At 64.8% G+C, this 24,951-nt stretch carries 20 protein-coding genes; 8 read left to right on the plus strand and 12 right to left on the minus strand.

Annotated features, from left to right (window positions below):
- Nucleotides 1–103 precede the first annotated feature (103 nt).
- The 4 genes from phoR to QD280_RS08310 all read right to left on the minus strand — a co-directional run bounded on the left by phoR (nt 104) and on the right by QD280_RS08310 (nt 3,882).
- Nucleotides 104–1,426, minus strand: coding sequence for a phosphate regulon sensor histidine kinase PhoR (phoR, locus tag QD280_RS08295; RefSeq protein WP_043331740.1), 1,323 nt, complete (start codon nt 1,424–1,426; stop codon nt 104–106).
- Nucleotides 1,427–1,433: 7 nt separating this feature from the next.
- Complete coding sequence (gene phoB, locus QD280_RS08300) at nt 1,434–2,123, minus strand: phosphate regulon transcriptional regulator PhoB (protein ID WP_043331741.1); 690 nt, start codon at nt 2,121–2,123, stop codon at nt 1,434–1,436.
- A gap of 223 nt (nt 2,124–2,346) precedes the next feature.
- Nucleotides 2,347–3,237: a 4-hydroxybenzoate octaprenyltransferase gene (gene ubiA, locus QD280_RS08305; protein WP_043331742.1), complete on the minus strand. Its 891-nt coding sequence runs from the start codon at nt 3,235–3,237 to the stop codon at nt 2,347–2,349.
- A 66-nt stretch (nt 3,238–3,303) separates the two neighbouring features.
- A complete protein-coding gene (locus tag QD280_RS08310) occupies nt 3,304–3,882 on the minus strand; it encodes a chorismate lyase (protein ID WP_279838899.1) in 579 nt (192 codons plus the stop codon).
- 318 nt (nt 3,883–4,200) lie between these two features.
- Between QD280_RS08310 and QD280_RS08315 the strand changes: the two genes are divergently transcribed.
- The 3 genes from QD280_RS08315 (at nt 4,201) to QD280_RS08325 (ending at nt 6,456) form a co-directional block, all read left to right on the plus strand.
- The gene (locus QD280_RS08315) at nt 4,201–5,400 is read left to right on the plus strand and encodes an FAD-dependent oxidoreductase (protein ID WP_279838900.1); all 1,200 of its coding nucleotides are present in this window, start codon (nt 4,201–4,203) and stop codon (nt 5,398–5,400) included.
- A 250-nt stretch (nt 5,401–5,650) separates the two neighbouring features.
- Nucleotides 5,651–5,926 carry an HU family DNA-binding protein gene (locus QD280_RS08320; protein WP_024952843.1) on the plus strand — a complete coding sequence of 92 codons (276 nt, stop codon included), beginning with the start codon at nt 5,651–5,653 and terminating at the stop codon, nt 5,924–5,926.
- A gap of 173 nt (nt 5,927–6,099) precedes the next feature.
- Nucleotides 6,100–6,456: a hypothetical protein gene (locus QD280_RS08325; protein WP_054556348.1), complete on the plus strand. Its 357-nt coding sequence runs from the start codon at nt 6,100–6,102 to the stop codon at nt 6,454–6,456.
- Nucleotides 6,457–6,622: 166 nt separating this feature from the next.
- Here the strand turns inward: QD280_RS08325 and QD280_RS08330 are convergent, their stop codons facing one another.
- Nucleotides 6,623–7,039 (minus strand): DUF2780 domain-containing protein, encoded by a 417-nt coding sequence (locus tag QD280_RS08330; protein WP_054556347.1) that lies wholly within the window; start codon nt 7,037–7,039, stop codon nt 6,623–6,625.
- 190 nt (nt 7,040–7,229) lie between these two features.
- Between QD280_RS08330 and yccS the strand changes: the two genes are divergently transcribed.
- Nucleotides 7,230–9,482 carry a YccS family putative transporter gene (gene yccS / locus QD280_RS08335; protein WP_279838901.1) on the plus strand — a complete coding sequence of 751 codons (2,253 nt, stop codon included), beginning with the start codon at nt 7,230–7,232 and terminating at the stop codon, nt 9,480–9,482.
- Between the two features lie 149 nt (nt 9,483–9,631).
- Here yccS and recG read toward each other — a convergent pair whose 3' ends face one another.
- The gene (gene recG / locus QD280_RS08340) at nt 9,632–11,773 is read right to left on the minus strand and encodes an ATP-dependent DNA helicase RecG (RefSeq protein ID WP_279838902.1); all 2,142 of its coding nucleotides are present in this window, start codon (nt 11,771–11,773) and stop codon (nt 9,632–9,634) included.
- Complete coding sequence (locus tag QD280_RS08345) at nt 11,770–12,735, minus strand: hydrogen peroxide-inducible genes activator (protein WP_279838903.1); 966 nt, start codon at nt 12,733–12,735, stop codon at nt 11,770–11,772. The genes recG and QD280_RS08345 overlap by 4 nt, the downstream gene beginning before the upstream one ends.
- A gap of 71 nt (nt 12,736–12,806) precedes the next feature.
- On the opposite strand from QD280_RS08345, the gene QD280_RS08350 reads away from it, so the two are divergent.
- A complete protein-coding gene (locus QD280_RS08350; protein ID WP_107335797.1) occupies nt 12,807–13,694 on the plus strand; it encodes an SDR family oxidoreductase in 888 nt (295 codons plus the stop codon).
- Nucleotides 13,695–13,941: 247 nt separating this feature from the next.
- Here QD280_RS08350 and QD280_RS08355 read toward each other — a convergent pair whose 3' ends face one another.
- The 4 genes from QD280_RS08355 to gmk form a co-directional block, all read right to left on the minus strand.
- Complete coding sequence (locus QD280_RS08355; RefSeq protein WP_043331752.1) at nt 13,942–14,331, minus strand: RidA family protein; 390 nt, start codon at nt 14,329–14,331, stop codon at nt 13,942–13,944.
- A gap of 291 nt (nt 14,332–14,622) precedes the next feature.
- Entirely contained in the window at nt 14,623–16,788 is a 2,166-nt protein-coding gene (locus QD280_RS08360) for a bifunctional (p)ppGpp synthetase/guanosine-3',5'-bis(diphosphate) 3'-pyrophosphohydrolase (RefSeq protein WP_043331753.1), read from the minus strand.
- A 112-nt stretch (nt 16,789–16,900) separates the two neighbouring features.
- Nucleotides 16,901–17,152 carry a DNA-directed RNA polymerase subunit omega gene (gene rpoZ / locus QD280_RS08365; protein WP_043331755.1) on the minus strand — a complete coding sequence of 84 codons (252 nt, stop codon included), beginning with the start codon at nt 17,150–17,152 and terminating at the stop codon, nt 16,901–16,903.
- Nucleotides 17,153–17,561: 409 nt separating this feature from the next.
- Nucleotides 17,562–18,218, minus strand: a complete 657-nt coding sequence (gene gmk, locus QD280_RS08370) for a guanylate kinase (RefSeq protein WP_279838905.1) — start codon at nt 18,216–18,218, stop codon at nt 17,562–17,564.
- 582 nt (nt 18,219–18,800) lie between these two features.
- Between gmk and QD280_RS08375 the strand changes: the two genes are divergently transcribed.
- Nucleotides 18,801–19,988 carry an MFS transporter gene (locus QD280_RS08375; RefSeq protein WP_043331757.1) on the plus strand — a complete coding sequence of 396 codons (1,188 nt, stop codon included), beginning with the start codon at nt 18,801–18,803 and terminating at the stop codon, nt 19,986–19,988.
- 137 nt (nt 19,989–20,125) lie between these two features.
- On the opposite strand, the gene QD280_RS08380 is transcribed toward QD280_RS08375, so the two are convergent.
- Nucleotides 20,126–21,163 carry a GlxA family transcriptional regulator gene (locus QD280_RS08380; protein ID WP_279833929.1) on the minus strand — a complete coding sequence of 346 codons (1,038 nt, stop codon included), beginning with the start codon at nt 21,161–21,163 and terminating at the stop codon, nt 20,126–20,128.
- Between the two features lie 265 nt (nt 21,164–21,428).
- Between QD280_RS08380 and QD280_RS08385 the strand changes: the two genes are divergently transcribed.
- Both QD280_RS08385 and QD280_RS08390 read left to right on the plus strand, forming a co-directional pair.
- Nucleotides 21,429–23,084, plus strand: coding sequence for a BCCT family transporter (locus QD280_RS08385; RefSeq protein WP_279838906.1), 1,656 nt, complete (start codon nt 21,429–21,431; stop codon nt 23,082–23,084).
- Between the two features lie 254 nt (nt 23,085–23,338).
- Nucleotides 23,339–24,919 (plus strand): BCCT family transporter, encoded by a 1,581-nt coding sequence (locus tag QD280_RS08390; RefSeq protein ID WP_279833925.1) that lies wholly within the window; start codon nt 23,339–23,341, stop codon nt 24,917–24,919.
- The last annotated feature ends 32 nt before the right edge of the window (nt 24,920–24,951 follow it).

Here is a 24,951-nt window from a genome sequence, read left to right on the forward strand (position 1 = left end):
GATTGACCAAACGAAACGCCCCGCAGTCGCCTCCTGTCGAGGTGGCTGCGGGGCGTTCTGCGTTGGGCTGGCGTCCGGGTCAGATCATCACTGATTCAGCCCATCACTGGGCTAGCGCACTGCTGGCCTGGGGAGCGCTCGCCTGACAGGCGCGCTCGTCGGGGAAGTGACAGCGGAAGCGCGCACCCTCGCCGGGGTGGCTGTCGATCTCCAGATGGCCCTGATGGCGAATCAGCACATGCTTGACGATGGCAAGCCCGAGGCCGGTGCCTCCCGTGGCGGTGCTGCGGCCCTTGTCGATGCGGTAGAAGCGCTCGGTCAGGCGCGGCAGGTGCACCGGGTCGATGCCATCCCCATCATCTTCCACCTCGACCAGCAGGCCCTGGTCATCCGCCTTCCAGCGCAGGGTGATATGGCAGTCTTCGGGGGTGTAGCGCACCGCATTGAAGACCAGATTCGAGATCGCGCTGCGCAGTTCCTGCTCCTCACCGCGCAGTGACAGGCTGGCATCGGCCTCGATGGAGAAGGTGTGGCGCCCCTGGGACAGGCCTTCGGCGTCATCGCGGATATGGCCGAGCAGGGCACTCATGTCGATGCAGCGACCGTTGTCGGACAGTTCGTCGGTTTCCAGGCGTGACAGGGTCAGCAGGTCTTCGACCAGGTGCTGCATGCGGTCGGTCTGGCTCTGCATCTGGCCCAGTCCACGCTGCCAGCGCGGTGGCAGGTCATCGGCGTAATCGGAGTAGGTCTCGAGATAGCCGGCCAGTACCGTCAGCGGCGTGCGCAGCTCATGGGAGACATTGGCCACGAAGTCGCGGCGCATCTCTTCCAGGCGATAGAGGCGGGTGACGTCACGCAGCATGACCAGACGCTCGTTGTCACCGAACAGGGTGATGGAGATCTGCAGCGTCAGGTTGTCAGACAGCGGCGACTGGAGTGTCAGCGGCTCGCGGTAGGCCAGCCGATTGAAGTAGTCGATGAAGACGGGGTCACGCAGATAGTTGGTGATGTGCTGGCCGCGGTCGTGGCTGGCCTTGAGACCGACCAGCTGCTCGGCAGCGCTGTTCCACCATTCCATGTCACCGTGGTTGTCCAGCATCACCAGGCCGTCGCGCATGGCCTCGGAGGATTCCTGGATACGGTTGAGGATGCTGCGCAGTCGCTCCTGAGCCTGACGCTGGCCCTTCTGGTAGCGGTAGAGACGATCGAGCAGGTCTCCCCAGACGCCATCGCCGGGCGGCGGCTCTTCATGGGGATTGGTGATCAGCCAGGTGTAGAGGCTCTTCAAGTGCTTGAGATGGACGAACAGATACAGCGAAAGACCCAGCGCCAGGCCCCAGCCCAGATGGCCCAGCAGGCCACCGATCAGGCCGAAGCCACCGGCAAGGTAGCCGAGGCGCCATAGCTCGTTGGTCCAATAGCGCATGAATCCCTCAGGCCTGAGCGCTGAAGCGGTAACCGGTGCCGCGGACGGTCTGGATCAGATGCTGATGGCCTGTGCCCAGCGCCTTGCGCAGGCGACGGATGTGCACGTCCACGGTGCGCTCCTCGACATAGACGTTGCCGCCCCATACCTGGTCGAGCAGCTGGCTGCGCGTGTAGGCACGCTCCTGATGCGTCATGAAGAACTGCAGCAGGCGATATTCGGTCGGGCCGACATCCAGCGAGTTGCCGTGGGCGGTGACGCGGTGGCTGGCCGGGTCGAGCATCAGGCCTTCGACTTCCACCGCCTCCTCGACCCCCTTGGGAGTGGTGCGACGCAGCACGGCCTTGAGACGGGCGACCAGCTCGCGCGGCGAGAAGGGCTTGGTGATGTAGTCGTCGGCACCGGCTTCCAGGCCTTGAATCTTGTTGTCTTCCTCGCCCTTGGCGGTCAACAGGATGATCGGCAGCTCCGAGGTGGTCTCGTCACGCTTGAGACGCCGCGCGAGCTCCAGGCCACTGGTGCCCGGCATCATCCAGTCCAGCAACAGCAGATCGGGCTTTTCATCGACGACGATGGCGTGGGCGTCCTGGGCATTGTCTGCCTCCAGCACGCGGTAATCCGCCATTTCGAGGGCAACGGCGATCATCTCGCGAATCGAGGATTCATCGTCGACAATCAGTACGGTCTTGGAGCTCATCGCTAGATCCCATGCAGCAGTCGGCGCACGCGCCAGAATGACAAGTCGATGACGATTACAACCCGCTTATATGACAACGAGATGACAACTGCCAGCATGGCAGCTTGCACGCAAGCCTGCCAGCCGCCTTGGAGGCGCGGCAGGCAGGCATGAACCGTGGGCTGGGGAGCAATAGAGGGCAGGGGTTGCTTTAAATTAAATAATACTAATGTTTATGCAGGAGTCAGCTCATCGGCCAGGTCGCCAGGGCGATACCGGCGAAGATCAGCAGACCCGTCCAATGATTGTTGAGGAAGGCCTGGAAGCAGGGCGCACGCTCACGCTCCCGGATCAGACGTTGCTGCCAGACGAAGGTGACGGCGGCGGCAGCCAGCCCCAGCCAGTAGAAGATGCCCAGCGCCAGCTGCAGGCCGATGCCGATCAACACCGCCAGCATGCCCAGCTGCAACAGGCCGATCATCAGCTTGTCGGCACGCCCGAACAGCACGGCGGTGGACTTGATGCCCACCTTGAGGTCGTCGTTGCGATCGACCATCGCGTAGGCGGTGTCGTAGGCCACCGTCCACATCAGGTTGGCCGCGAACAGCCACCAGCCGTAGGTCGGTACCTCCTCCAGCGTCGCGGCGAAGGCCATTGGAATCGCCCAGCCGAAGGCGGCGCCCAGCACTACCTGAGGCAGATGATGGAAGCGCTTCATGAACGGATAGCTGGCCGCCAGCAGCACGGCGACGATCGACAGCAGCACCGTGGTCAGGTTGGTGAAGCACACCAGCACGAAGGCGGCCGCGACCAGCCCCCCGAACAGCGTCAGCGCCTCGCGTTCCGAAATGCGACCCGAGGTCAGCGGCCGATCACGCGTGCGCTCGACATGCTTGTCCCAATGGCGGTCGGCGTAGTCGTTGATGACGCAGCCGGCGGCGCGCATAAGATAGACCCCGGCGATGAAGATCAGCAGGGTCGTGCGCTCGGGAATGCCATCTGCCGCCAGCCACAGTGCCCATAGGGTCGGCCACATCAGCAGCCAGGTGCCGATGGGGCGGTCCAGCCGTGTCAGGGCGAGGTAGTCGGCCAGTCTGGAAGGACGCGAAGCGGCGGAAGTGGATGACGCGGTCATCATGGCTCCTGGGCGGGTGGTAGTGGGCAAGGGAAGAGAGAAACGAGGCCAGTCGGCCAGCAAGGCTCAGGCCAGCTGCAGCGCGTGCTGGAAGGCCGGTGTGAAGCCCTCCTGCACCAGCACCTTGAAGCGGCCATGCGAGAACATCGAGCGGCGCATCCACAGGCTGGTGGTGCGGGCCAGCGGCCTGGGGCTCGAAAGCACCAGCGGGGCGCGGCTGACATCGATGGCGCTGCGGGTCAGGTCGGGCTGGCGAAACAGCCAATGGCCCAGCGAGCGCTCGCCCAGCGTCGAGAGGCGATGGCCGTGGGCCAGGTCCAGCGCCGCCAGCGAGCGTGCGATCACCCATGGCGTATCGCCATGACAGAGTGCCACTTCGCGTCGCCAGACATGCCGGCGTGGGCCGATGCCCAGCAGGCGTGCCTCGTCCAGCCGCGCGGGGCCGGTGTCCTGCAGCAGCAGGCGCACGCGCAGGCCCTGGATGGGCTGGCCATCGCGTTCATCCTGCTGCTGCATGGCGCTGGCAAGACGCTGGGTCAGCGAGTCCGTCGAGGAGAGCCACGCCCACCAGCCGGCCGGCATGACACCTTGCAGCGCGGCAGCCGGCTGCCAATGACGGCGCACCGTCGCCGAAGCAGCGGGCATGACGCGCGTGGGTGAAGGCCAGCGAGGCGCAGGCTGGCACAGGGGTTCGGCTGACGAATGAGGCGCCTCACAGGTGGAGGTCTGTGGCGTGAGCGCTGCGCGATGAGGCTCGCCTGCTGGGCATCGGACCACGGTGAATTCCCTGTCAGGATGACGAAATGGCGAGTCTAGCATGGCCGGGCGGCAAGGCCTCCCGCTCAGGCATGCCTGCACTGCTGGCGGGCTGGTATGCTGGGCGCATTCATCGGCGTTCATGACGGACGCTGCTGGCGCTCTTTCATCAGCGCTTCCCTCGGATCGATCTCAGGAGATGGTGCCATGCGCGACCCTCGCACCCTTGTCATCATTGGTACCGGCATGGCGGGCATTGGTCTGGCGCGCGCGCTGCGTGCGCGTGACAAGGACAGCCGGCTGATCCTCATCAGCCAGGATAGCGGCCACGATTACGCCAAGCCCATGCTGTCCACCGCCTTCGCCAAGAAGATGTCGGCCACCGACCTGTCGCGTCAGGCGCCGGTGGCGCTGGTGGACGAGCTGAATGCCGAGCTGCGTACCCATCAACGCGTCACCGCCATCGACGGTGATGCCCGCCAGCTATGGCTGGGCGAGGAGTGTCTGGCCTATGACGAGCTGGTGCTGGCACTCGGCGCCGCGCCGCGTCGTCCCTTCCCCGTCGCCGCGGAAGTGGCCTCACGCGTGCAGAGCATCAATGACCTCGACGACTATGCGGCCTTCTGCGCGACGCTGGCGAAGGCCCGCGAGCGCGGGGAAGACGGGCACGTGGTGATTGTCGGTGCCGGACTGGTCGGCTGTGAATACGCCAATGATCTGACGGCGGCCGGCCACCCCGTCACGCTGGTCGCGCCGGAGGAAACTCCGCTGGATGGGCTGCTGCCGCAAGCGCTGGGGCAGCGTCTGGGCGCGGCGCTGGATGGGCTCGGTGTGACGCGTCGCCAGGGCGAGATGGTCGAGACCATCGCCGCAAGCTCGGGCGAGGAGGCCGAGCGTCAGGCCGCGCCGGTCGAGGTGCGACTGCAGAGCGGTCGTCGCCTGACGGGCTCCGTGGTTCTGCTGGCCACCGGGCTGGCGCCGCGTATTCGTCTGGCGCAGGCCGCGGGCCTAAGCGCCGGTGGTGACGGCATCCGTGTCGACCGCCACCTGGCCACCTCCCAGCCGCATATCTGGGCGCTGGGCGATTGCGCCAGTGTCGAGGGCGTCAATGCCATGTATGTCCAGCCGCTGCAGATGGCTGCGCGCACCCTGGCGGCCAACCTGTGTGGCGAGCCGAGCGTGCTCGACTGGAAGGCGTGGCCGGTGCTGGTCAAGACACCGGCCTTGCCGGTGGTGGCCTATCCGCCGCGTTCGGCCGTGGCGCGCTGGGAAATCAACGGTGAAGGCGATGACCTCGAAGCGCGTGCACTGGATATGAACGAACGCTTGATTGGATATGCGTTGACAGGCGCCGCCGTTCGCAGGAAAGTCGAGCTAGCGCGGCAGGCGCCGCCGTTGCTAGGCTAGGCGATGCCATGATCGATGGTCGTAAATCCCTTGCTGCCAGCGCGGTCAGGCACGATAGTGAATGCTCCGTCAGACATGATGCTCAGCGGGCGTCGTCTGACAGATTGCTGCCATCGACAGGTTTGATACGGCAAAGCTTGCCGGGAGCGGATTGCGTCGCCGCCATACGCCACCGCTAGCAAGTGCAAGAACAACAATGGAAACGGCGGCTTGGCCGCCCGTGCAGAATGCCAAACCAGGAGGGCTTTTCATGCGCAAGCCAGAACTCGCTGCGGCCATCGCCGAGCGTGCGGATCTATCCAAGGACAAGGCCAGTCAGGTACTGAACGTGATTCTCGACGAGATCACTCATACCGTGGCCAAAGGCAATGACGTCTCACTGATCGGTTTCGGGTCATTCACCGTGCGCCAGCGTGCGGCGCGTACCGGCAAGAACCCTCAGACAGGCAAGCCGCTGACCATCCCGGCCAGCAAGACCGTTGCCTTCAAACCCGGCAAGTCGTTGAAGGATGCAGTGACCAAGTAACCTCGGCTCGTGCTTCAGCGCAGACCCGGGGTGGCTGTCGTCATGGCTTTCAATCGTCGTCATCAAAAGCCCTGTCGGCTGTCATGCTGATGCCACCGGTTCCGCCCTGCGGGGCCGGTGGCATTTTCATATGGCCTGCGTGACCGACGCTTCGCGATTCAAGGAATGACACCATGAAGCTCAAGATATTGCTGTGGGTGCTGGGTCTGCTGCTCAAGCGGGCCTTCAAGCGTGACCCCGAATTTCGTGCCGAGCTGGAAAAGCGTCCGCTGGACTGGGGCGTCGCGACCGAAGACATGAGCATCGCGCGTCACTACCGCATGTCCCACGCGGGCGTCACCACCGGCAGTGGCCTGCCGGTGGATACCGAGCTTGAGCTGCGCTTCGCCGATAGTGACAGTGCGGTGGCCTTCCTGCTCAAGCCCTCGCCGCGTGCCTTCCTGCAAGGTCTGATGGACCAGCGCGTGCGGCTGGTCGGCGATTCGGCCCAGCTCAACCGCTTGCAGTCATTGCTCAAGCGCATTCGCTGAACGACCCTGTGCCGTGCCTGCATGAACGAAAGACGCCCCGCTGAGAGAATCAGCGGGGCGTTGTTTTGTCACGAGCAGTTGTCGCGAGCCTTTCTTGCGAGCCTTTCTTGCGAGCCTTTACTTGCGAGGGGCTGTTCGAGAAGACCCTCTCAACTTCCTCGAGGCGTCACAGCAACTGCTTGAGGCCCGGAATGCCTTCGAGCACCTGGTCGACCACGCCATCGCCGGCTTCTTCGCGCGCATAGCTCAGTGTCTCATCGGCCACGCCGCGCGCCTGGTCCATGTTCAGGTCCAGCCCCATCAGCTTCTGGCCCAGTTCCAGCGCACCGCCACCGCTGCCGCCGGTGAAGGCGCTGACGGCGCCCATCAGGCCGCCCATGAGGCCACCGCCACCGGACTCGGCGGCTTCCTCGCCTGCGCTGCCGATCAGGCCTTCCGCCCCCGGGATGGCGCCCAGCAGTGAGGCGGCCGGGCCATCCGGCCCCTGCTCACGCACGAACTTGAGAACCATGCCGACCGCCTGCTCGGCGATTTCCGGTGACAGCCCGAGGGAGCCAGTGACGCGTTCGATAAGAGGATGCATCGGTATTCTCCATGAAAGCCAATGAGGTCAGGAGTCTTCAGAGTGGCACGTCGCGGCGATTCGACATTCGACGCGCCCGCCAACGCTTGCATGCGCCATGGCTCTCGGACACGGCAGAACGGGGTGTTATGCTAGCGATATAAATCTAAAGTCTAATGCGCTGCCCGGCGCCCTGGTCACGGAACACTTCATGACACGCTCTCTCCTGGACTCCCTCATGCACTCCCTGCGTCGTCTGTGGACGCTGGATGCCTTCAGCTATTCGCTACGCATGTTGATCGCGCTGGGTGGCGTGATGGCGGTGGGGTTCTGGCTCGACGAGATGGCGGTGGTGATTCCGCTGTTTCTGGGCGTGATCGCCTCGGGGCTGGCGGAAACCGATGATCACTGGCGCGGCCGACTGCGCGCGCTGGGCATGACGCTGGCCTGCTTCAGCATCGCCGCCGTCTCGGTGGAGCTGTTGTTCGGCATGCCGCTGCCCTTCGTGATCGGGCTGGCGCTGGCCACCTTCGCGATGCCGATGCTGGGCGCCATCGATGCCCGCTACGGCGCCATCGCGCGCGCCTCGTTGATTCTGGCCGTCTACACCATGATCAGTCTCGAGCAGCAGCATGGAGATGGTCAGATCGCGGTGCTGGAGCGCAGCCTGCCCGAGTGGCTGCGTGAGCCGGGGCTGGGCATCAATCTGGTTCAGCCGTTGCTGCTGGTGGTGGGCGCGACCTGGTATGGCCTGCTCTCGGTCGTGTGGTGTGCGCTGTTCTCGCGCCAGCCGCTCAAGCACAGCATGGCGACGCTCTACCGTGAGCTGGGGCGCTACCTGATTCTCAAGGCGCAGCTGTTCGAGCCGCTGCGCAATGTCGACCAGTCTGCTCGGCGTCTGGCGCTGGCCGAGCAGAACGGTCGCGTGGTGGTGGCGCTCAACCAGACCAAGGAGATGGTCTTCCGGCGCCTCGCCGGGCGGCGCGATACCACCAAGCTCGACCGCTACCTGCGCCTCTACTTCATCGCCCAGGACCTCCACGAGCGCGCCAGCTCCAGCCATTATCCCTACGGCCAGCTCACCGACGCCTTCTTCCATCACGACATCCTGTTCCGTTGTCAGCGCCTGCTGGAGCAGCAGGGGCGCGCCTGTCGCGGGCTCGGCAAGGCGCTGTTGATGCGCCAGCCCTTCGATGCCAGTGACAGCCAGCAGGCGCTGGAAGACCTCAATGCCTCGCTCGTCTATCTCAAGCAACAGCAGCGGCCCGAGTGGCACCATCTGATGCAGGCGCTGGAGGCACTGGCCAGTAACCTGCGCCTGATCGAAGGCCAGATCGCGCGCCTGAATGATCTCGAAGCCGTCAGCAATGAAAGCGACAACAGCCTGCTGGACCGCTCGCCCCACGGCACGCGCGACATGTTCGAGCGTATCCGCAGCCACCTGACGCCGCGCTCGCCGATCTTTCGCCATGCGCTGCGCCTGACCGCGACGCTGGTGGCCGGCTATGGCGTGCTGCTGGCGGTGCACCCGACCCAGGGCTACTGGATTCTGCTGACCGGGCTGTTCGTGTGCCGTCCCAGCTACGGCGATACGCGCCGCACGCTGGCGCAGCGAATTCTGGGCACGCTGATCGGTCTGGTCGCCGGCTGGGCGCTGATCAGTCTGTTCCCGGCGCCCACGATCCAGGCCGGTATCGCCGTGGTCGCGGGGGTGCTGTTCTTCGCCACCCGTGGCTCGCGCTATACCCTGGCCACCGCCGCCATCACGCTGATGGTGCTGGCGTGCTTCAACCAGGTCGGCGATGGCTTCGATCTCATCTGGCCGCGCCTGTTCGATACGCTGGTCGGTGGCCTGCTGGCCGGGCTGTCGGTGGTGTTGATCCTGCCGGACTGGCAGGGCCGCAAGCTCTATCGTCAGGCCGGCGTCAGCCTCAAGACCAGCGGTCGCTATCTGGGCGAGGTGCTGTCCCAGTACCGCCACGGCAAGCGCGATGATCTGGCCTACCGCCTGGCACGCCGCAATGCCCACAACGCCGACGCGGCCTTCTCCAATCTGCTGGCCACCGCGCGCAAGGAGCCCGGCCACTTCCGGCGCGATGTCGAGCCGGGTTTCGGCTTCCTGCTCCACGCGCACACCGTGCTCGGCTATCTCTCGGCGCTGGCAGCGCATCGTGGCGAACTGGAATCGACCGCCTCGGCCAGCAGCGGCATCGAGACGCTGCTGCGCCATGGCGAGCGCCTGAGTCAGCAGCTGACGGCGTTGGGAGAGCAATTGGAGGCGGGCGGCGAGATCGCCCTCACGCTGGACAGCGAAGATGAGATCGCGGCACTGGAAGCCGAGGTCGAGCAGGTCGAATCCACTACCGGACGCCTGGCGCTGTCACAGCTGATTCTGGTGCTGCGGCTGTTGCAGCCGCTGGAAAGCGCCGGCACCCAGCTGATCAAGGCCAGCCGCGCCAGCTGACCTGTCCTGACTGACCGGTACTGAAAAACAAGTGCTGTAAGACAAGTGCTGTAAGACAAGTGCTGTCTGAGCGACTGGCGCGGCGGGCCGAGTGATCGAGTGTCCGGGTTGAATAGGTGAGGGCGCCAGGTGGGCAGCGGGCAGCGCGCTCAGACGGCGCCGTATTGCCCGGCCGCCTCGCCCAGCCAGCGGCGGATCAAGGGCTCCGCGGCCTGCGGGGCCTCGCTGAGGATGGCATCGGCCAGCGTGGTGGTCGGAGCGATCAGGTCACTGTCACGCTCGAGATCGGCGATCTTCATCCCCGCCAGCCCCGTCTGACGCGTGCCCAGCACTTCGCCGGGGCCGCGTAGCTCCAGGTCCTTCTCGGCGATCTTGAAGCCGTCGGTGGTCTCGCGCATCACCGCCAGGCGCTGCTTGGAGTGCTGCGACAGCGGCGGATGATAGAGCAGCACACAGAAGCTCTCGGTGCTGCCACGCCCGACACGGCCACGTAGCTGGTGCAGCTGCGACAGGCCGAGACGCTCGGGATTGTCGATCACCATCAGGCTGGCATTCGGCACATCGACCCCGACCTCGATCACCGTGGTCGCCACCAGCAGGTCATGCTCGCCATCCTTGAACGCCGCCATCACTTCGGCCTTCTCGGCCGCCTTCATGCGGCCATGGACCAGGCCGATGGACAGCTCCGGCAGCGCCTCGGTCAGCTCGTCACGTGTTACCTCGGCGGCCTGGCAGGTCATCACCTCGGATTCCTCGATCAGCGTACACACCCAATATGCCTGACGACCCTCGGAGCAGGCGGCGCGGATGCGCTCGACCACCTCGGGGCGGCGCGGGTCGGCCACCGCGACGGTCTGTACCGGGGTGCGTCCCGGCGGCAGCTCGTCGATCACCGACAGGTCGAGGTCGGCGTAGGCGCTCATCGCCAAGGTGCGCGGAATCGGCGTCGCGGTCATGATCAGCTGGTGCGGTGTCAGGCCACCGGCTTCCCCCTTCGCCCGCAATGCGAGGCGCTGATGCACGCCGAAGCGGTGCTGCTCATCGACGATCGCCAGCCCCAGACGCTGGAAGGTCACATCGGCCTGAAACAGCGCATGCGTGCCGACCACCATGCGTGCCCGGCCATCGGCGATGGCGGCCTTGGCATCCAGCCGCGCTTTGCCCTTGAGCTTGCCGGCCAGCCACGCCACCTCGATGCCCAATGGCTCCAGCCATTCACGGAAGTTGCGATAGTGCTGCTCGGCGAGAATCTCGGTGGGCGCCATCAAGGCCGCCTGACAGCCGCCGCCGATCGCGATCAGCGCCGCCAGTGCGGCGACTACCGTCTTGCCCGAGCCCACATCGCCCTGCACCAGACGCAGCATCGGCACTTCGCGCGCCAGGTCACGGCGCACATCTTCCAGCACGCGATGCTGGGCGCCGGTCAGCGAGAAGGGCAGCTGGGCGAGAAAGCGCGTGCTGAGGCCGCCACTGGCGCTCAGCGAGGGCGCGCCATCCTGCTGGATACGTGCGCGCACCTGACGCAGGCTCAGCTGGTGGGCGAGCAATTCTTCCTGGGCGAGGCGGCGCTGACTCGGGTGCACGCCGTCGCTCATCTGATCGACGGGCGCATCCGGCGGTGGCTCGTGTAGAAAGCGCAGGCACTCGATCACGCCGGGCAGGCGAAAGCGAGCGCGCAGCGCCTCGGGGATCAGGTCCGGCAGCTCATGGGGCGTTTCCTCGAGCTGCTTGAGCGCCTGGGCGATCAGGGCACGCAGGCGCGCCTGATTGAGACCTTCGGTAGCCGGATAGATGGGCGTGAGGTGGTCTTCCACCGGCGCGGCCCCCTGGCTGAGCAGGCGGTATTCCGGATGGTAGATCTCGAGACCGGTGGCCCCGGCGCGTGCCTCGCCGAAGCAGCGCACGCTATGGCCACGCTGGAATTGCTGCTGCTGGGCGGGAGAGAAGTGGAAGAAGCGCAGGCTGAGGATGCCGCTGCCATCGCGCAGGCGTACCAGCAGGCTGCGGCGACGGCCCTTGACGATGTCGCAGGCCGTCACCTCGCCTTCGACCACCGCTTCCATGCCGCTCTTGAGCGTGCCGATGGGTGTGACGCGGGTGCGGTCCTGATAGCGCAGCGGCAGATGGAACAGCAGGTCTGCGACGCGCTCCAGTCCGAGGCGCGACAGCTTCTCGCTCAGCGCGGGGCCGACGCCGCTCAGGCTGTCCAGCGGTTGGGCCAGCGCGCCGGTGGCAAAGACACCGGCGCTGGCGGGCCCGGCAGATGAGGCTTCCGTGCCCGCCCTGCTCATGCCGGTTCGTGGCTCTGGTAAGCGGAGCCCTGCATGCCGTTCTCATTGCTCTGGCGGGCACGATTGGAGCACTCGGCGATCGCCTGGCTGATCACGTCGATGGCCTTGGGGCGCGGGAAGCTGGCACGCCATGCCAGCGCCACGCTGCGGCTGGGCGCCGGGTCCTTGAAGGGACGCGTCTCGAGCACGCCGCTCTCGTAATGACCGGTACCGGTCGCCGAGTAGGGCAGCACGGTGATACCGAGGCCGGAGGCGACCATGTGGCGGATGGTTTCCAGCGAGCCGCCTTCGGCGATCAGCGTATTCTCGGGGTTGTTGATCTGATTGCCGATGGCCGGGCAGGCCTCGAGAATCTGATCACGGAAGCAGTGGCCCTCGCCGAGCATCAAAAGACGCTCGTTGATCAACTGTTCCTTGGCGATGCTGTCCTGCTCGAGCAGAGGGTGGCCGGCCGGCAGCAGGACTTCGAAGGGCTCTTCGTAGAGGATCTTGGTCAGCACGTCGGTCTCGGTGAACGGCAGTGCGACGATGATCACGTCCAGCTCGCCATTGCGCAGCTTGCGACGCAGGTCGCCGGTCATGCCTTCCTCGATGTAGAGCGGCATCTTCGGCGCGCGCCGCGTCAGTTCCGGCACCAGGTGCGGGAAAAGATACGGTCCAATGGTATAGATGGCGCCGATGCGCAGCGGGCTGGAGAGCTGATCCTTGCCGGAATTGGCCAGTTCCTTGATCACGCTGGACTGCTCCAGCACGCGCTGAGCCTGCTGAACGATCTTCTCGCCGAGCGGTGTGACCTGTACGGTGGACTTGGAACGCTCGAACAGTGCGACTCCCAGCTCTTCCTCAAGCTTCTTGACGGCCACCGACAGGGTGGGCTGCGAGACGAAGCAGCGCTCTGCGGCGCGTCCGAAATGACGCTCCTGGGCCAAGGTTACGATGTAGCGGAGTTCTGTTAGAGTCATGATTCCTGCCCGGAACTGGCATCCTGGGATGCGGTGGGTACCGATTCGTTTTACCAAGGAGCACGGCAAAGGTGAAGAAGACGAGTCTCATCCTCGGTTGTGGCGACGTTGGCAGCGCGCTGGCGCGCGAACTGCTCAAGGCCGGTCAGCACGTCATTGGTGTCAGGCGCGATGTGTCCAAGCTTGCGGATCTCGGCATCGAGACGCTGGCATTGGACATCACTGCCGAAGGTGCACTGGCCAGCTTGCCAGATGCCGACACGGTGGTACATGTGCTGAGCGCCGACCGTTTCGACGAAGAGGCCTATCGCGCCGCTTACGTCGATGGCATTCGGGCGCTGGTGGCGGAGCTCGAGTCGCGCGCCAAACCGCCGACCCGCGTGCTGTTCGTGTCCTCGACCTCCGTCTACGCCCAGAAGGATGGCGAGGAAGTCGACGAGCAGTCGCCCACCGATGCCACCAGCTTCTCGGGCCAGTTGATGCGCGAAGGCGAGCAGGCACTGCTCGATTCCTCGCTCAACGGCACCGTGGTGCGCTTCTCCGGCATCTACGGGCCGGGCCGCGACATGCTGATTCGCCAGGCGCGTGATGGTCGCATCGCCGCCAGCAACCCGCCACTCTACTCCAACCGCATCCACCGTGACGACTGCGCGGGCGTGCTGGCGCACCTGATCGCGCTTAGCCTCGAGGGCAAGCCGGTCGAGCCGATCTATCTGGCCACCGACTGCGATGGCGCGCCGCTGCACGAAGTGATGGCCTGGTTGGCGCGTCAGCTCAAGGTCGAGTCCACCGAGGTGATCCAGTCGCCGCTGCGGCGGCGTTCCAGCAAGCGCTGCGGCAATGCCCTGTTGCTCGAGAGCGGCTACACCTTCCGCTACCCGACCTTCCGCGAAGGCTATGCCGAGGTGCTCAAGGAGCACGGCGTGACGGTGCCGAAGAGCGAATTGTCGGGCCGCTGATCACCGCCGCTTTCACTTACCCACATGCGGTTGCGCCTCGAGCCGTCTGACCGGGTGTGGATAAGTTGCTCGTCGAGACAGGCTGACGAGCGGCGCAGCGGCCAGTTCTCGAGTGATGAAGCGGCTGGTCAAGTGCCCAGATGAAGCGCCAACTGACAGTGCCCGCCCCGGAATCCCGGGGCGGGCACTGTCGTCTCTGCGTCAGCCACTCCTCGCGGGTGACCTGCCATCATCAGTGAGCGGGTGCTCAGTCACCGATGACCATCACGCCTTCGGCTTCGAAGGCCACGCCCTTGGGCAGCGCCTTGACGCCGACCGCGGCACGCGCCGGGAAGGGCGCGGTGAAGAACTCTTCCATCACCGCGTTGACGCGCGCGAAGTCGTCCAGATCGGTCAGGTAGAGGTTGAGCTTGACGATGTCGCCCAGGCTGCCGGCGGCTTCTTCGCACACGGCATTCAGGTTGGTGAAGACCTGACGCGCCTGTGCCTCGATACCGCCTTCGACGACTTCCATCGTCTGCGGGTCCAGCGGAATCTGGCCGGACAGATAGACGGTGTTGCCCGCCTTGATCGCCTGGGAATACGGACCGATGGCAGCAGGGGCCTTGTCGGTGTTGATGATCGCGCGATTGCTCATGACATGCTCCTTGTGACTGCGCTCAAGCCTTGCCGGTTGCGAGTGTTGTGCGGTGGCGGCCTTCAGCAGCGGGTTACGATTGTGGTTATAGGGTCTCGCCGTCCACGGCGAGTTCGGTCGCGGTCAAGGTCATGCACTGCCGTCGAGCTGACGTACCGTCGAGTTGACGTGCATGGCCTTGGCCGCGACACGGGTGTTCAGAAGAACGTGTCCGATGGCCGCTCTGCGGCAGCCTTGAAAACAAAAACCGCGCCGCCCGCCAGTGGCGGACGACGCGGCCATTACGGTAGATCAGCTGAGGACGCGGGTGATTCGCTCCACGTGCAACAGGTTGCGCATGCGCTTGATGATACGCGCCAGATGAATGCGATCACGCACGGCCAGCGTCAGATTGACGATGGCCAGATGGGCGTCGCGTTCCTCGATGCCGATGCGCTCGATATTGGCTTCGGCATCGGTGACCAGCTCTGCCAGCTCGGCGATCAGGCCGCGCTGGGTCTGTGCCTCGATACGCAGCGCCACCGTGAAGTCGCCTTCGACCTGATCGGCCCAGGTCAGCGGGAAGACGCGTTCCGGGTCGCTGGCCAGTTCGGTGATGTTGCTGCATTCCTGACGATGGACCACCAGCCCCTTGCCGGCCGACAGATGACCCATGATCGGCTCGCCGGGCAGCGGGTGACAGCAGCGCGCATAGCTGGTGACCATGCTGTTGCCACCGCTGACCTGCATCGGGCTGTTGCCGCTTTGCTCCGCCTGGACATTGCCGTCCTTGGCCGAGAACTTGGGCTGCTGCGCCGTGGCGCTGGTCGTGTCGCTCAGAAGGCTCTGGGCCACGCTGTAGGCGGCGCGGGTGCCGAGCCCGATGGACTCGAGCAGATCATCACGCCCGCCTTCCAGCTCCAGCTCCGCGGCCAGCGTATCGAGACGCCTGGGCGGCAGTTGCTCGAGGGAAGAGTCCAGCCCGGAGAGCGCCTTGTTGAGCAGACGCTGGCCCAGGGTCACGGATTCGCTGCGCTGCTGATGCTTGAGGTAATGGCGCACGGCAGAGCGCGCCTTGGCCGTAGTGACGAAGTTGAGCCACGCCAGATTGGGCTTGGCGCCCGGCGCGGTGATGACTTCGACGGTCTGGCCACTTTCCAGCGGCGAGGATAGCGGTGCCAGATGACGATCGATGCGGCAGGCGATACAGCTGTTGCCGACATCGGTGTGCACCGCATAGGCAAAATCGACCGCCGTCGCGCCGCGCGGCAATTCCATGATGTCGCCCTTGGGGGTGAACACGTAGGTATCGTCGGGGAAGAGGTCGTTCTTGACGTGCTCGATGAACTCGAGCGAGTTGCCGGCATGGCGCTGCATCTCGAGCAGACCCCGTACCCATTCGCGGGCACGCGCATGGCTGCCGGCGCCGATGGGACGGTCGGTCTGGCCGGCCTTGTACAGCCAGTGCGCCGCGATGCCGTTGTTGGCCATCGCTTCCATCTCGCGGGTACGGATCTGTACCTCGATGGGCATGCCGTTCATGCCGAACAGCGTGGTGTGCAGGCTCTGGTAGCCGTTGGCCTTGGGGATCGCGATGTAATCCTTGAAGCGACCCGGCACCGGCTTGTAGAGATTGTGCACCACGCCGAGGATACGATAGCAGCTGTCCACGTCATCGGTGATGATGCGGAAGCCGAACACGTCCATCAATTCATTGAAGGGCTTCTGCTGGTCACGCATCTTGCGATAGATGGACAGCAGATGCTTCTGACGACCGATCACCGAGCCGGGCAGCTGATCGCGCTCCAGCGCGTTCTGCAGACTGGCCTGGATCTCGCGCATCAGGGTACGACGATTGCCACGCGCGGCGGTGACGGCACGCTTGATGCGTTCGGAACGCATCGGGTGCAGCGCCTGGAAGGAGAGGTCTTCCAGCTCGACGCGAATGGTGTTGATACCGAGACGGTTGGCGACGCGGGCGTAGATCTCGAGCGTCTCACGGGCGATGCGACGCTTCTTCTCGGGGCGCAGGGCACCGAGGGTACGCATGTTGTGGAGACGGTCGGCCAGCTTGACGATGATGACGCGGATGTCCTGGGACATCGCCAGCACCATCTTCTGGAAGTTCTCGGCCTGGGCGACGGCCTTGTCCTCGAAGGTGATCTGGGTCAGCTTCGAGACGCCATCCACCAGCAGGGCGACAGGTTCGCCGAACTGGCCTGCCAGTGCCTCGAAGGTCACGCTGGTGTCTTCGATGACATCGTGCAGCATGGCGGCCATCAGGCTCTGATGGTCCATGTGCATGTTGGCGAGAATGTTCGCCACCGCCAGCGGGTGGGTCACATAGGGCTCACCGGAACGCCGGCGCTGGCCATCATGGGCCTGCTCGGCGTAATAGAAGGCGCGCCTAACCTGACGGATCTCTTCCTCGGGAAGATAACCGCCCAGGCGGTCTGCCAGGTCATCGATCGTGAACATTCAGCGGCCTTGGCTCAGAGTGATTCCGGGCCCGCACCCCGTGCTCCGGCCGCGAGGGCGGGAGTGGCAGAGGTGCGGAAGCACACATGCAGTCGGCAGGTTGAGCGTGGGCTCAGTCTTCGATCTGCGGCATTACCGGCTTGCGCTGGATCGGAGCTTCGACCGGCTCGTTCAGGATGTCACGACCGACCAGACCGGCCGCCACTTCGCGCAGGGCGAGGACGGTGGGCTTGTCGTTTTCCCACGGCAGTTGAGCGTTGCGGCTGCCGCGTGACAGCTGACGGGCACGACGAGTGGAGATCATCACCAGCTGGAAGCGGTTGTCGACGTTCTCGAGGCAATCTTCTACGGTTACGCGAGCCATGGCGGTGCACCTATCAATAGCGGGATATTCGGGGTTCGCTGTCGGCGTGTAATCAGCGCAGAGTGCCGCGACCGCTAGGGGTCACTTACCCTGATCATCTGACAGTATCTCGCACACGACGCAAGCACAATGCCGCTGAGCCGGCCCGCCAGGGGCGAGACGGCTCAGCGGCCAATGATTCTGAAAGGGAATCGAGTCTACTCGACGCCGTTGTTGCATGACAAGTCAGGCGCGATCAACTCCTTCGCCTGGCGCGTCTGTCGGCGGCGTACGCGACCACAGCGCGCATGATCAGGACGAAAGCCGGCAAGACCTGCCCGACTGTCAGGCTGTCCGGACTGCTGTCAGAACGGCCGGCCGCGCGGCTGACTGAGCGTCTGAGCGAGCAGCGGGATTCCCGCCGCCGTCATCAGTCGGCCAGCAGGGAATCGAGCAGTGCCGCGTGGCGATGCTGCACGCGCGGCAGACGCGCACGCTGGGCATTGACGAGTCCGCACAGCTCGTCGAGGGCCTGCTTGAAGTCATCATTGATGACGATCAGGTCGTATTCGTCGTAGTGGGACATCTCGCTGACCGCATCGCGCATGCGACGCGCGATCACGTCCTCGCCATCGGTACCACGGCCGGACAGACGCTCGAGCAGCGCTTCACGTGACGGCGGCAGGATGAAGATGGAGACGGCTTCCGGCACCTGGGCGCGCACTTGCTGGGCGCCTTGCCAGTCGATCTCGAGGATGACGTCCTCGCCCTTGCTCAGGCGAGCTTCTACCGCCGGACGCGAGGTGCCATAGAAGTTGTCGAAGACCTGGGCGTGCTCGAAGAAGTCGCCCTGCTCGATCATGGTCTTGAAGTGATCGACATCCACGAAGTGGTAGTTGACGGCATCCTGCTCGCCCGGGCGCTGGCCGCGGGTGGTGTGCGAGACGGACACGCCGATACCGTCCATGCGCTCCAGCAGTGCCTTGACCAGGGTGGTCTTGCCGGCGCCGGACGGCGCGGAAATGATGTAGAGCGTGCCACGTGCGTTGCTGGCCGCCGAGGAAGATGCTGAAGAAGTCGAAGACATGGAAGTGATCCGCTTGCTGTCGCTGAATCGCGGCATTATCGCATAATCCACCCCGCTTCCGCTGCACGCGCGCATGACAGTCCCGTGATGCAATGTTGCAGCTCGGGCATCACAGTTGTCGTCGCGAAGTGGCTGGGTTGGCGTGGCGTTATCTGCAACAATGGTCGTATATTTCAGTTATCACTCAAGCGTCGGCCAGTTCTCGCGTCAGCAAGTTCTCGCGCCGGCCTGGGGTCTTGAAGGGACACACGGTTTGCCGCCGCCTCGCCACGCTGGCCTGAGCTTGCGCACTCCCGTGATTCCCCTCGCGCCCTGCCAGACGCGTACATAAGTCGATAGAGCAGCGCCAGACGTGCCGCAGGCCTCCGCCAGAGAGGCCGCGCACGAGCGCATCACCCGTTACCTGTCCCGCGCGCCATTCATTCCCGCCTTCCGGCTGATGATGAATGGCGCGCGGTCTTTTGCCCTGCGTAGCGCCAGCCATGCGCGGGCAATGTCAGCCGTGGCCTGCCCTGACAGCGGCGCCACGGCTGAGTACGGCCACGGGTGATACCCCCTTTTCAAGTTTCAGGAGACCCGGACATGTCTGCCTCCCCCGTTGCGCGCCATCCGCGCATCGCCGAACTGGCGCTGGCGCTCGGTGCCTTTGCCATCGGCACTACCGAATTCGTGATCATGGGCCTGATGCCCAACATCGCGGCGGACTTCAATGTGTCCTCGCAGCAGGTCGGCTACGCCATCAGTGCCTATGCGATGGGCGTGGTGGTCGGTGCGCCCCTGATCTCGGCGCTGGGCGCACGCCTGCCGCGTCGCGGGCTGCTGATCGGCCTGATGCTGCTGTTCGCGGTCAGCAACGTGGCCAGCCTGCTGGCGCCGTCGCTGACCAGCTTTGCCGCGCTGCGCTTCATCGCCGGCCTGCCGCATGGTGTCTATCTGGGCGTCGCGGCCCTGGTGGCGGCGGATGCTGCCCCCGCCGGCGAGCGCGGGCGGGCCGTCGGTCGCGTGATGATGGGCCTGACGGTGGCGATTCTGATCGGGGCGCCAGCGGCGACCTGGTTCGGCAGCCTGTTCGGTTGGCATTCCGCCTTCCTCGTCGTCGGCCTGCTGGCGCTGGCCACGGCGGTGCTGGTGCGCGGCTTCGTGCCCTATCAGGCCGGCAATCAGGACGCGACCCCGCTGACCGAGCTGGCAGCGCTGATCAAGCCGCGGGTGCTCTATACCCTCGGCATCGCCTGCATCGGTTTCGGCGGCATGTTCAGTGTCTACAGCTATGCGGTGGAGACGCTCAACGTCCAGGCCGGGCTGTCCCAGAACCTGGTGCCGATGGTGCTGGCTGTCTTCGGGGTAGGCACCATCATCGGCAACCTGATCGGTAGCCGTGCCGCGGACATCGACCTGATGCGCACCATCCCTGCCGTGCTGATCTGGAGCGCGCTGGTGCAGGGCGGCTTCTACTTCGCCGCCGATGGTGTCTGGAGCGGCATCCTGTTCGTCGGGCTGGTCGGTACCGGCATTGGCCTGGCACCGGCGCTGCAGATGCGCCTGATGGATGTGGCGGAAGACGCCCAGACCATGGCGGCGACGCTCAATCATGCGGCCTTCAACATCGCCAATGCGCTGGGCGCCTGGTGTGGCGGCATGGCCTTCGCCTATGGCCCGTCGCATTCCTCCATCGGCCTGGTCGGGGTGGCGATGGCCATCGCGGGCTTGATCGTCTTCCTGCTCGGTCAGCGTCATGAGCGCCGCGAGCTGCAGACGGCCTCTGCCTGATGTGGGCCTGAAGCGAGACAAGAAAGCCCCGTGAGTACAAGCCGCAACGAAAGAACGCCGCCCTTCGGGGCGGCGTCTTGCGTTTCAGTGGCGGAAAGTCTGTGGAGCGGCGCCGGCAAGTCAGCAACAGGGCACCGTCAGCGCTGCTGACGCGCGCGCGTCGGCGACATGCCGAAGTAATCGCGGAAGCAGTGGCTGAAGTGGGTGGTGCTGACGAAGCCACAGGCCACGGTGACCTCGGTGATGCTGGCGTTGCCCTGCGTCAGCAGCTGGCGTGCCCGGGTCAGACGCAGCTCCAGATAGTAGCGCGAGGGCGTGGTATCCAGATGGCGGGTGAACAGGCGCTCGATCTGGCGGCGTGACAGCGTCACGCAGTGCGAGATCTCGCTCATGCTCAAAGGCTCCTCGAGGTTGTTGCTCATCAGCTCGAGGATGGTGCGCAGTGCCTCCGGGTGCTGGCTGTCCGGCGCGGGCAGCGTCTGGTCTGGATGCCAGGGGCTGGGCGTCGCGGGGCGCTCGCAGGCGAGGATTTCCTCGACACTGCGCGCCAGGTCATCGCCGTGACGCTGGCGCATGGCTTCCAGCATCATGTTCAGCGCGCTGCCGGCATTGGTGCAGCTGAAGCGCGCCGCTTCCACCACCAGCGGGGCACGTGACAGCTCCAGCTGGGGGAATGACTCGCTGAACAGCGCCGCATTCTCGGGATGGATGGTGCAGCGATGTCCCGCCATCACGCCGGCGGCTGCCAGAAAGTAGCTGCCATTCCACAGGCTGCCGAGGCGACAGCCCTGGTGGTCGGCTCGCCGCAAGACCTCGCTCAGCAAGGGAATTTCGTCCAGCTGCACCCGGTAGCCGCCACACACGATGATCATGTCGATCTGCGCCTGCCCCAGCGACTCGAGCCCGGCGCTGGCCATGATGTCGATGCCCAGATCACTGCGTACGCTGCCCGCCGTCACCCCGAAGGTGTGAATGCGATAGAAGGGGACATCGCGGAGCAGATTGGCCGTGACCAGCACATCGAGGGCGCTGGTGAAGGCGGGCATCGAGAAATGCTCCAGTAAAATGAAGGCGACATTGAGCGGTGCGCTCTGGGCACAGGTCACGTCCTTGAGCAGATGCTGGTTGCGACGCTTCATCGCGGGGGTGAAGTCGCGGCGACGGGGCGAGGTCATGGCTTGCGTTCGTTGCAGGGGCCGCGAGCGGCAGTGGATCGAAGGCGACCGGCAGGGCGGTCACCGTGTGACTCCATCCTCGCAGCTGCGCGCTCCCGCGGCGAGCCTCTCGCTGGCGGTTACGGGGTGGCAGGCATGTAATGAGGCTGTTGGCTTGATGATACGTCGCGTTACATAGGTGTAAAAACAATCACTTGTGTCATATTCGGCGCTTTCTCGCCTGTTAGACTGCCCCGTCACTCAGATCATGCCCCGAGGCTGACTAATGACGGATACCACCCGGACTGCCTTGTCCGGCTCCGCAACCCAAGCAGCTCCCCTTTCCGATCACGCCGCATCTCTTGCTGATCACACCACATCCTCTCCCGATCAAGCCGCATCACTTCCTGATTGCGAGCTCACAGCGCTCAACAGCTCCCGTAGTCTGGACTGGCCGGTCTTCCTCCTCAGTGGAGGCGTGATGGCGCTGTTCGTCGCCGCCGCGCTCATCGACCTGGACGGCGTGTCGGCCCTGATCAATCACGCCTTCGATTTCTCGACCACCTACTTCGGTGCCTATTGGCAGGGCTTGATGATCGTGACCCTCCTCGTCGCCGTCGGCATGACCTTCGGGCGCACAGGGCGCGTGGTCTTGGGCGGATTGTCGACGCCTGACATCTCCACGCCGCGCTGGATGGCGACCATTCTGTGCACCCTGCTCGCCGGTGGTGGCGTGTTCTGGGCCGCCGCTGAGCCCATCGCGCACTTTGCCACGCCGCCGCCCGTCTTCGGGCCGGAGGCACCGGTCGGCAATCTCGATGCCGCCTACAATGCGCTGGCGCAGAGCTTCATGCACTGGGGCTTTCTCGGCTGGGCGGTGCTGGGCAGCCTGACGGGTGTCGTCTTCATGCACCTGCACTATGAGAAGGGCTTGCCGCTCAAGCCGCGCACCTTGCTCTATCCGCTGCTCGGAGAGCGCGTGATGCGTGGGCCGATCGGCGCGCTGGTCGATGCCTGCTGCGTGCTGGCCGTCATCGCGGGCACCGTGGGGCCGGTCGGTTTCCTCGGTATCCAGGTCAGTTATGGGCTCAATGCGCTGTTCGGCATTCCCGATACCTACTCGACGCAATTGGTACTGCTGGCCATCCTGACCCTCGTCTACACCCTGTCCGCCGTCAGTGGCGTGATGCGTGGCATCCAGTTCCTGAGCAGTGCCAATGTGCTGATCGGCGGCGCGATGCTGTTCTTCATCGTGCTCTTCGGGCCGACCGAATTCCTGCTCAAGGCCTTCCCTCTAGGCATGGTCGACTACCTGGACAATATCGTGCCGATGGCGGTCTTCCGCGGCGACAGTGGCTGGCTGGATAGCTGGACGCTGTTCTTCTGGGGCTGGTTCATCGGCTTCGGTCCGCTGATGGCGATGCTGGTCGCACGTATCTCGCGGGGGCGTACCCTGCGCCAGATGGTGCTGTTGATCACCATCCTGTCGCCGCTCGCGACCTGTCTCTGGTTCACCATTCTCGGCGGCAGCGGCCTGGCCTTCGAGCTGGAAAACCCGGGCAGCGTCTCGGGCCCGTTCAGCGGCTTCAATCTGTCGGCGGCCTTGATCGCCATCACCCAGCAGCTGCCGTTCGGCTTCATCATGTCGGTGCTGTTCCTGATTCTGTCGGCGCTGTTCGTGGCCACGACCGGGGATTCGATGACCTACGCCATCTCGATGGTGATGAGCGGGCACGACAACCCGCCACGCAGCGTGCGTGTGTTCTGGAGCCTCATCATGGGTGTCGTGGCGGCGATCCTGATCTCGATGGGCAATGGAGGCATCAATGCGCTGCAATCCTTCATCGTGGTGACCGCGGTGCCTGTCTCGCTGGTGCTGTTGCCCAGTCTGTGGAATGCCCCACGTATCGCGCGGCAGATGGCGCGTGAGCAAGGGCTGTAACTGGCTGATGTGAAAAAGGCCGCCCACTCGGGCGGCCTTTGCATGTCGTCATGCACGGATCAGTCTGGCATGGCCGCAAGAGGGCAGCCGAGGGAGGTCATGAGTTGTTATCACCGATGCCCGGATGTAAAACGGCTGTAGGCTTGGTGATACGTCGCGTTACATAGGTGTAAAAACAACGGCTTGTGTCATAGTTCAGCGTTTTACGGCTGATACACTGCACCGTCACTCAGATCATGCCCAGAGGCTGACTAATGACGGATTCTTCCCGGACTGTTTCGTCCGGCTCCGCCACACCGGTAAATCCCCCCGCTGAACCCGCCCACACCCCGCAAGGTATCGACTGGCCCGTCTTCATCATCAGTGGTGGCGTATTGGCAATGTTTGCCATCGCCGCACTGGTGGATCTCGACGCTGTCTCCGCGCTCATCCAGAGTGCCTTCGGTGTCTCGACCCAATACTTCGGTGCCTACTGGCAAGCGCTGATGCTGGCGACCTTCGTCATCGCCATCGTGCTGACCATCGGCCGTACCGGACGGGTGCGCATGGGCGGGCTGGCAGCGCCGGATATCTCGACGCTGCGCTGGATGGCCATCATCCTGTGCACGTTGCTGGCGGGCGGTGGTGTCTTCTGGGCAGCGGCAGAGCCGATCGCTCACTTCACCTCGCCGCCGCCGGTGTTCGGCGCGGACGCCCCGACAGGCAATGCCGATGCCGCCTACAACGCGCTGGCACAGAGCTTCATGCACTGGGGCTTTCTGGCCTGGGCGATGCTCGGCAGCCTGACCGGCATCATCTTCATGTACCTGCACTACGAGAAGGGCCTGCCGCTCAAGCCGCGCACGCTGCTCTATCCGCTGTTCGGCGACCGCGTCATGCGTGGCCCCATCGGTGCGCTGGTCGATGCCTGCTGCGTGCTGGCAGTGGTGGCCGGTACCGTCGGCCCCATCGGCTTCCTCGGTCTGCAGGTCAGCTATGGCCTCAATGCGCTGTTCGGCATTCCCGATACCTATGCGACCCAGCTCACGCTGCTGCTCGTGCTGACCGTCATCTACACCCTGTCAGCCGTCAGCGGCGTGACCCGTGGCATCCAGTTCCTGAGCAGCACCAACGTTCTGCTCGGCGGCGCGCTGCTGCTGTTCATCCTGATCATGGGCCCGACCGGCTTCCTGCTCGAAGCCTTCCCGCAGGGCCTGGTGCGCTACGTCGGTGACTTCGTCGCCATGTCCTCCTTCCGGGGTGACGACGGCTGGCTGAATGGCTGGACGCTGTTCTTCTGGGGCTGGTTCATCGGCTATGGTCCGCTGATGGCGATGTTCGTCGCGCGTATCTCGCGTGGCCGCACCCTGCGTCAGATGGTGCTGTTGATCGCGGTCATTTCGCCGCTGGTCACCTGCCTGTGGTTCACCATTATCGGTGGTAGCGGTCTGGCCTTCGAGCTGAGCAACCCGGGCAGCGTCTCCGGCCCGTTCACCGGCTTCAATCTGCCGGCAGCGCTGATCGCCATCACCCAGCAACTGCCGTTCGGCTTCACCATCTCGGTGCTGTTCCTGGTGCTGACCACGCTGTTCGTCGCCACCACCGGTGACTCGATGACCTATGCAGTCTCGATGGTGATGAGCGGCCACGACAATCCGCCGCGCGGCGTGCGCGTGTTCTGGAGCCTGATGATGGGCGTGGTCGCGGCGCTGCTGATCTCGATGGGTGATGGCGGCATCAATGCACTGCAATCCTTCATCGTCGTCACTGCCGTGCCGGTGTCGCTGATTCTGCTGCCCAGCCTGTGGAACGCTCCGCTGATTGCCCGCCGCATGGCGCGCGAGCAGGGCGTCTGATCAGCTCACACGCTCGAAAGCCATGAGCGTGG

The sequence above is a fragment of the Cobetia sp. 1AS1 genome, from assembly GCF_029846435.1.
Classification (GTDB): Bacteria; Pseudomonadota; Gammaproteobacteria; order Pseudomonadales; family Halomonadaceae; genus Cobetia; species Cobetia amphilecti.